Annotated in this window: 8 protein-coding genes and 1 pseudogene; 2 read left to right on the top strand and 7 right to left on the bottom strand. The window is 72.0% G+C overall.

Annotated elements, in window-relative coordinates; genetic code table 11:
- From pfkB to FNX44_RS20805, 6 genes are all read right to left on the bottom strand, one after another.
- Positions 1–937 (bottom strand): 1-phosphofructokinase (gene pfkB, locus FNX44_RS20830; RefSeq protein ID WP_143650107.1); only part of this gene is annotated, 937 nt, incomplete at its 3' end.
- Positions 934–1,695: a DeoR/GlpR family DNA-binding transcription regulator gene (locus FNX44_RS20825; RefSeq protein ID WP_143650105.1), complete on the bottom strand. Its 762-nt coding sequence runs from the start codon at positions 1,693–1,695 to the stop codon at positions 934–936. The genes FNX44_RS20825 and pfkB, both read right to left, overlap by 4 nt.
- A gap of 140 nt (positions 1,696–1,835) precedes the next feature.
- Positions 1,836–2,150 (bottom strand): nuclear transport factor 2 family protein, encoded by a 315-nt coding sequence (locus tag FNX44_RS20820; RefSeq protein ID WP_143650103.1) that lies wholly within the window; start codon positions 2,148–2,150, stop codon positions 1,836–1,838.
- 258 nt (positions 2,151–2,408) lie between these two features.
- Positions 2,409–3,419, bottom strand: coding sequence for a sigma-70 family RNA polymerase sigma factor (locus FNX44_RS20815; protein ID WP_143650101.1), 1,011 nt, complete (start codon positions 3,417–3,419; stop codon positions 2,409–2,411).
- Positions 3,420–3,808: 389 nt separating this feature from the next.
- The gene (locus FNX44_RS20810; protein WP_323369536.1) at positions 3,809–4,642 is read right to left on the bottom strand and encodes a peptidoglycan DD-metalloendopeptidase family protein; all 834 of its coding nucleotides are present in this window, start codon (positions 4,640–4,642) and stop codon (positions 3,809–3,811) included.
- A gap of 111 nt (positions 4,643–4,753) precedes the next feature.
- Positions 4,754–5,356: a TetR/AcrR family transcriptional regulator gene (locus FNX44_RS20805; RefSeq protein ID WP_143650100.1), complete on the bottom strand. Its 603-nt coding sequence runs from the start codon at positions 5,354–5,356 to the stop codon at positions 4,754–4,756.
- Between the two features lie 80 nt (positions 5,357–5,436).
- On the opposite strand from FNX44_RS20805, the gene FNX44_RS20800 reads away from it, so the two are divergent.
- The gene (locus tag FNX44_RS20800) at positions 5,437–6,576 is read left to right on the top strand and encodes an acyl-CoA dehydrogenase family protein (RefSeq protein WP_143650098.1); all 1,140 of its coding nucleotides are present in this window, start codon (positions 5,437–5,439) and stop codon (positions 6,574–6,576) included.
- A 104-nt stretch (positions 6,577–6,680) separates the two neighbouring features.
- Positions 6,681–7,418, top strand: a complete 738-nt coding sequence (locus FNX44_RS20795; RefSeq protein WP_228450060.1) for a TetR/AcrR family transcriptional regulator — start codon at positions 6,681–6,683, stop codon at positions 7,416–7,418.
- Positions 7,419–7,513: 95 nt separating this feature from the next.
- Here the strand turns inward: FNX44_RS20795 and FNX44_RS20790 are convergent.
- Positions 7,514–7,640, bottom strand: a pseudogene (locus FNX44_RS20790) (electron transfer flavoprotein subunit alpha/FixB family protein); the annotation flags it as partial.

The following is a 7,640-nucleotide window of genomic DNA, read 5'->3' as shown; positions in this document are numbered from 1 at the left end:
GGGGGAGGGCCAGCGGGAGGTCGGTGGTGATGTCGACCGGGATGTCGTGCAGGTCGTCGGGGGTGGGCATCTGGCTGCCGGGGAGCGAGACCGCGGCAGCGCCGTACCGGAGGGAGGAGGACAGGGCCTCGGGGCCCTCACCTCCGGCGACCAGAAGGCCGGCGAGTGAGGCGTCGCCCGCACCGACGTTGCTGCGGACTTCACGAACCGGCGCACGCCCGTAGTGCGCGCCGGTGTCGTCGACGAGTAGTTGTCCGTCCGGGCCGAGGCTGGCGAGCACACCGCGCGCGCCTAGCTGCCGCAGTTCCTCGGCCGCTTTGAGCACGTCGCCCAGGGTGCCGAGCGGGCGCGCGACGGCCTCCGCCAGCTCGAAGGTGTTGGGTTTGACGACGTCGGCGCCACGGCTGAGGGCGGCGCGGAGCGCGGGCCCGGAGGTGTCGACGGCGACGCGCGCGCCCGCCTCGTGGGCGGCGGCGACCAGGTCCGCGTACCAGGCGGGCGGCAGGCCGCGCGGCAGACTGCCGCAGCAGGCGACCCACGACGTGGCGTGGTCGGCGACGCGGGCGCGGACGGCGTCGAGCAGGGCGCGGCCCTCGGCGTCAGTGAGGTGCGGGCCGGGCGCGTTGATCTTGGTGACGGTCCCGTCGGGCTCGACGGCGGCGGCGTTCACTCGGGTCGACCCGGCGACGACGACACCGGCGACGGCGATGCCCTGTTCGCCGAGCAGGGTCTCCAGCAGGGCGCCTTCCGGGCCTCCGAGAGGCAGGACCGCGACGGTGTGCCGGCCCGCCGCGGCGACGGCGCGCGAGACGTTGACGCCCTTGCCTCCGGGGTCGACGCGGTCGACGGTCGCCCGCAGCACCTCGCCGCGCCCCAGGGCGGGGATCTCGTAGCTGCGGTCCAGGCTCGGGTTCGGGGTCACGGTGAGCAGCGTCATGCGCACACCACCTCGGTGCCGTGCGCCTCGATCACCCGAGCGTCGTCCTTCGACAGTCCGGTGTCGGTGATGAGGAGGTCCACCTGGTCGAGGTGGCCGAAGCGGGCGAAGTGCTCCTGGCCGAGCTTCGAGGAGTCCGCCAGCAGCACCACGCGCCGCGCCGCGCCGATGAGCGCGCGCTTGACGGCGGCCTCCGCGAGGTCGGGGGTGGAGAGGATGCCCGAGGCGGTCAGGCCGTTGGTGGCCAGGAAGAGTACGTCGGCGTTGATCTCCTGGTACGTGCGGAGCGCCCACGCGTCGACGGCGGCCCTCGTGCGGTGGCGCACTCTGCCGCCCACGAGGTGCAGGTCCACCCCGGGATGGTCGGCGAGGCGAGCGGCGAGCGGGAGGGCGTGGGTGACGACGGTCAGCTTCGCGTCGAGCGGCAGCTCGCCCGCGAGGCGACCGGTGGTGCTGCCGGCGTCGAAGATGACGCTTCCCTCGCCGGGCAGTTCTTCGAGCGCGGCCTGGGCGATGCGGCTTTTCTGGTCGGCCGCGGTGGACTCGCGCTCGCTGAGGTCCGGCTCCAGGTCGAAGCGGCCCGCGGGGATGGCTCCCCCGTGCACACGGCGGACCAGGCCGGCCTGGTCGAGCGCCTTGAGATCCCGGCGGACGGTCTCGGCGGTCACTTCGAACCGCTCGGCCAGCGAGAGCACGTCGACCCGCCCGCCCTCGCGGGCGAGGCGCAGGATCTCCTGTTGGCGCTCCGGTGCGTACATGTCTGTTTGCGTCCGTTCCATGCCCGACTCTGTGGACCAGGCGTCAGATTACGCCCGGAGGTCCGGGAAGTAAACAGGCTCGGACGCGAAAACAGACATGATCGGGCATGGCGGCCCGCGGCCCGGAGAAGCCGGCACGGTCAGGCCTGTCCGGTTTCGAAGCGGGAGATCCGGTCTCCGCTGATCGTGAAGGACCAGGCCGTACGCATCGCGCCCCAGGTCGAGTTCGAGTACCGGGCGGTCAGCGAGAGCCCGTCCGGCGAGGTGGACTCGACGTCCATCCGGCCGTCGGACTGGAAGATCTCCTTGTCCACCCAGGAGTCGAGGTCGCGGTCGTTGCCGTCGTCCGCCATGGTGGCGTCCGGGGTGAGGGTCGCGTAGAAGCCGTCCCGGTCGCCGGCGTTGATCGCGTCCACGAAGGCGGCGACGGTCGGGTGCGCGGGGGTGACGTGCATGATGAGGAACCTCCGTAGTTCCGACGGCCTGGCGGCCGCCCCCCACAGCTTCCGCCCGCGCCCACTCGCCCGCACGTCGGACAGGGCGCATCGGGGGACACGTCCGCGCCGCGCGGGAGGGCACCCACCGGGCAGCCCCACGGCACGCCCGGAACGCCCGGCCGGGCCCGCACACGCCGGCGCCCCCGGCTGCCCGGGGGCGCGTCGCCTCGCCACGAGGCGTATCAGGCCGGAACGGCGAACGGATCAGGCCTGCGGTCAGGCGGCCGCGTCGAACCCCGTGTCGTGGGCCATCTTCTTCAGCTCGAGCAGCGCGTGCTTCTCGATCTGCCGAATCCGCTCACGGGTCAGGCCGTGCTGCTTGCCGACCTCCGTCAGCGTGCGCTCCTTGCCGTCCAGAATGCCGTAGCGGGACCTGATGATCGACGCCGTGCGCTCGTCCAGCCGCTCGATGAGGCCGTCCAGCTCCTCACTCCGCAGCAGCGTCATCACGGACTGCTCCGGCGAGACGGCGGAGGTGTCCTCCAGTAGATCGCCGAACTGCGTCTCGCCCTCGTCGTCGACGGACATGTTCAGACTGACCGGGTCGCGGGCCCAGTCCAGCACGTCGGCCACGCGCTCCGGGGTGCTGTCCAGCTCCGCGGCGATCTCCGCCGGCTCTGCGTCCCGCCCGTGCTCGCGGTTGAACTCGCGCTGCACGCGCCGGATGCGCCCCAGCTCCTCCACCAGGTGCACGGGGAGCCGGATCGTCCGGGACTGGTCGGCGATCGACCGGGTGATGGCCTGACGGATCCACCACGTCGCGTACGTCGAGAACTTGAACCCCTTGCGGTAGTCGAACTTCTCCACCGCCCTGACCAGGCCCGCGTTGCCCTCCTGGATGAGGTCGAGCAGGGGCAGGCCGCTGCGCGGGTAGCGACGGGCGACGGCGACGACAAGCCGCAGGTTGGACCGGATGAACGTCTCCTTCGCGCGCTCACCCTCGGCGACTATGGCCTCCAGCTCCTCCCTGTCGGCGCCGGCCGAAGGGGCGTCCTCGGACGGAGGCTGCTCCAAGCCGTCGAGAAGGCGCTGGGCGTACACACCCGCCTCGATCGCGAGCGACAGTTCGACCTCTTTGGCCGCGTCGAGCAGCGGGGTGCGTGCGATCTCGTCGAGGTACATGCCGACCAGGTCGCGGTCGGCGAGGTCGCCGCCTGCGCGCGCACTGCTTGCCCGGTCAGAACCCTGGGCGGCGGACTGACGACGGGCTACGGCACGGGTTGCCATGCGTGCTCCCTTGCGAGTGGATCAACTACTGGCCGGTCGGGCGGGAGACCCTTCCCGGGCCCCGCCCACGCATGTCACAACGACGTGAATCGGGACAGAATTCCCATCGGGCGCAACAATTTTGCGATCATGCAGTAAACTGCGCCGCCGCACGCCGGTCGTACCGCTCACGCCGCCCATCGGACGGCGTGCCGGGATCACCTGCCGGGCCCTCGTCCGGTCCGGCGGACGGCTGGACGACGGGTACCCCGTCATCCCGGGGAGCGACACCGTCGGCGTCCCCTTGTCGGCATAGACGTAACCGCCCGCCGGATGGTTGCCATCCCCCGACGGCAGCACGCCGCACCCGCACCGCGGGGGCCGTTTCCGCACCGCGGGGCCGCTGCCGGTCAGACCTCCGCCGGAGCCGGAACGAAGTCGCTGCCACCGGACGGCACTCCCAGATGCCGCTTGCCGTCCGCGTCCTCGAAGTGCCAGCGGAACGGGACACCCCGCGCGGTGCCGGCGTCGGCGCCGTCCATGAGCTGGAAGTGGAGGTGGGGGTCGGAGGAGTTGCCGGAGTTGCCGCACTCGGCCAGCACCTGCCCGGCGCCGACCCGGTCGCCCGCCGCGACCCGCAGCGAGCCCCGTCGCAGGTGGGCGAGCAGGGCGTAGACGCCGTCCCCGAGGTCGAGCACCACGTGGTTGCCCAACATGTGCCGCGGTCGGCCCATGGCACGGACGAAACCCTCGAGCACGAGATAGGCCACCCCGAGCGAGGACATCCTGGTGAGGTGGTCGCGCTGCCCGTCGTGCGCCGCGACGACGACGCCTTCGGCGGGCGCGAGCATCGGGCGTCCGAAGGTCGGGAAGGACTCGGGCCGGCGGGCGAGCGGCCACACCGCGTCGAAGCGCCGCCCCGGCCGGTCCCCTGGCTCGTAGGTGACGTCGATGGCGTAGGTCTGCGCCAGCGAGTGGACGCCGTGGCTGGGCACCTTGTCGGCCGGGCTGTTGACCGCCCGCCAGGTGCCCTCGAAGGGCGCGCGTACCGCGACGACCGGTTCGCGACCGGTGGGCCGCTGCGCACCGGCCCTGGTGCGCTGGAGCACCAGACCCGCCAGCAGGAGCACGACGCTGGTCACGTAGAGCACACCGATGCCCTGTCGCAGTGTCACCGAGACCACGATGCCCAGCGCCCCCACACCGATCATCAGTCCGTACCACTTGCGAAGTGCCACCAGCACGCCGCTCGCCCCCTTGTCGCCAGTCGTCGTGTGATCTTTCACCGCGGTCACATAACGCTACGGGACGTCCTGCCTGCCCCGGCCGCCGGACGATCCGCCGCGCGGCGGCGCTCAGCGGTTGAGGCCGTGCAGCAGCAGTTCGGCGAGGTGCGCGTACGCCTCGGCGTCGCTCAGTCCGGTCGCGGCGGCCACCTGCCGGCGCTGGATGCGGACCATCACGGACGCGATGACGTCCGCGGCGAACGCCACGTGCACCTCACGGAAGGCGCCGGCGGCCGTGCCCTCCTCGATGAGTTCCTGGACCCGGCGGGCGGCCGCACGCGTGTTGCGGTCGTACACCTCGGCCGCGGGCTCGAAGGCCGCGAGGTCGTCGAAGAACCGCGGGGACGCGGGCGCCAGTTCGGCGGCCACCGCGCGCAGGTAGGCGGCGAGCCGCGCCGCCGGGTCGCTCTCGGCGGCCAGCGCGGCCTCGACCCTTCCGGTGGCGCGGCGGAAGAAGTGCACCACCGCGGCGCGGACCAGCTGCTCCTTGCTGCCCGCGAGGCCGTAGAGGGTGCGTTTGGAGCAGCGGAGCCTGGCGGCGAGATCATCCAGCGTGAACTGCGCGAAGCCCTCGCTGATCAGCAGGGTGACCAGCTCTTCGAACAGCTCGGACCGCCGGGCGGCGCCGCGCCCGGCAGGCCGTGGGATGTCGGCGGCTGAGGTCTCGATCACCCGATTCAGTATTCCAGGCCGCCCTGAGCTATGCTAAGCGGTACTCACGTACCTGTTTGAGTACCACTTGGAGCCGCGACATGGCTGTCGACCGCCTGCTGCCCACACCCGAGGCAGCCGACCTCCTGGCGCTGACCCGGGAGATCGCCGACAAGGAGCTCGCACCCCGAGCCTCCGACCACGAGGCCGCCGGGACGTACCCGGAGGGCCTGTTCGCCACGCTGGGCCACGCCGGGCTGTTGGGCCTGGCGTACCCGGAGGAGTACGGCGGCGGGGGCCAGCCCTACGAGGTGTGGCTGCAGGTCCTGGAAGAGCTGGCGGCCCGCTGGGCGGCCGTCGCCGTCGCCACCAGCGTGCACACCCTCGCCTGCCACCCCCTCAGCGCCTTCGGCACCGAGGCGCAGAAGGAGCGTTGGCTGCCGGACATGCTCTCCGGCGGTCTCGTCGGCGGCTACAGCCTCTCCGAGCCGCAGGCCGGCTCCGACGCCGCCGCCCTGAAGTGCAAGGCCGAGCGGACGGACGAGGGCTACCGGATCACCGGCACCAAGGCGTGGATCACCCACGGCGGCAAGGCCGACTTCTACGCGCTCTTCGCCCGCACCGCTCCGGGCAGCCGCGGCGTCTCCTGCTTCCTCGCCCCCGGCGCCACCGAGGGGCTGTCCTTCGGCGCACCCGAGCGGAAGATGGGCCTCCAGGCGGTCCCCACCACCAGCGCCTACTGGGACGGCGCGACCCTTGAGGCCGACCGGCTGATAGGCGAGGAGGGCCAGGGCCTCCAGATCGCGTTCAGCGCACTCGACCGCGGCCGCCTCGGCATCGCCGCCTGCGCCACCGGCCTCGCCCAGGCCGCCCTCGACGCGGCCATCGACTACGCGCAGCAGCGCAGCACGTTCGGCCGGCGCATCATCGACCACCAGGGGCTCGGCTTCATGCTCGCCGACATGGCCGCGGCGGTCGACGCCGCCCGCGCCACCTACCTGGACGCGGCCCGCCGCAGCGACGCCGGCCACCCCTTCAGCCGGCAGGCCAGCGTGGCCAAGCTCGTCGCCACCGACGCCGCCATGAAGGTCACCACCGACGCCGTGCAGGTGCTGGGCGGCTACGGGTACACGATGGACTTCCCCGTCGAGCGGTACATGCGCGAGGCGAAGATCATGCAGATCTTCGAGGGCACCAACCAGATCCAGCGCCTCGTGATCAGCCGCTCCCTCGCCGCCTGAGCGGACGGCGGCCGTCCGCCTCCGCGTCGCGCGCACACCGCGGGCTCCTGGGCTGAGGGTACTGAATACCCTCAGCCCAGGGGCCTGAATGCTAGTTTGTGGTCATGAGCGAGGCCAGAGACCCCCTACCCGACATGACATCGGCCCAGCCGAAACCGCCCATGCGGGAGGCCCTGGTCGACGCGGCCTTCGAACTCTTCCTCGCACGCGGCTACGAGCAGACGACGATCGACGACATCGTCACCCTCGCGGGAGTCGGCCGACGGTCGTTCTTCCGCTACTTCCCCTCCAAGGAGGACGTGGTCTTCCCCGACCACGAACGCTGCCTCGCGGACATGACGGAGTTCCTCGCCGCCAGCGCCGACACCGACGACCCCGTCGCCCGGGTCTGCGACGCCGCCCGTCTCGTGCTGCGCATGTACGCCGAGAAACCGGCTTTCTCCGTCCAGCGCTACGGTCTGACGCGGCAGGTCCCCGGCCTGCGCACCTACGAGGTCTCCGTCGTCTGGAAGTACGAGCGCACACTGGCCGAGTACCTGCGCGTCCGGTTCGCCGACCGACCGGACGGCAAGCTGCGCGCGAACGTCCTCGCCGCGTCCGTGGTCGCCGCCCACAATCACGCGCTCCGGGACTGGCTGCGCGCCGGCGGCGAGGGGGACCCCACGGAAGCGGTCGACCAAGCCCTGTCCTTCGTCCGGCAGACGTGGAGTCCGGACTCCGACGGCCCGGGCGGCGGCCACGCCGGTGCCGAGTCGGAGGACGTCGTGGTGGTGATCACCAAACGGTCCACCCCGATGTGGCGCGTGGTCCGCGAAGTCGAGTCCAGCCTCGGCGAGAACTGACGCGCTCCACGCCCCGCGTGGCTCCACCCGCAACACGACGGCCGGTCGGCGACTGGAAAGCCACCGACCGGCCGTCACTCGTTCAGGTGAAGGGCTCAGCCCTTGCGGGTCTTTACCTCTTCGGTGAGCTGGGGCACGACCTCGAACAGGTCGCCGACCACGCCGTAGTCGACCAACTCGAAGATCGGCGCCTCCGCGTCCTTGTTCACCGCGACGATCGTC

Origin of the sequence: Streptomyces alkaliterrae, assembly GCF_007097205.2 — a bacterium.
In the GTDB taxonomy this organism is placed as follows: Bacteria; Actinomycetota; Actinomycetes; order Streptomycetales; family Streptomycetaceae; genus Streptomyces; species Streptomyces alkaliterrae.
The sequence above is the reverse complement of the archived record's forward strand: the minus strand, read 5'-3'. Positions and strand labels throughout refer to the sequence as shown.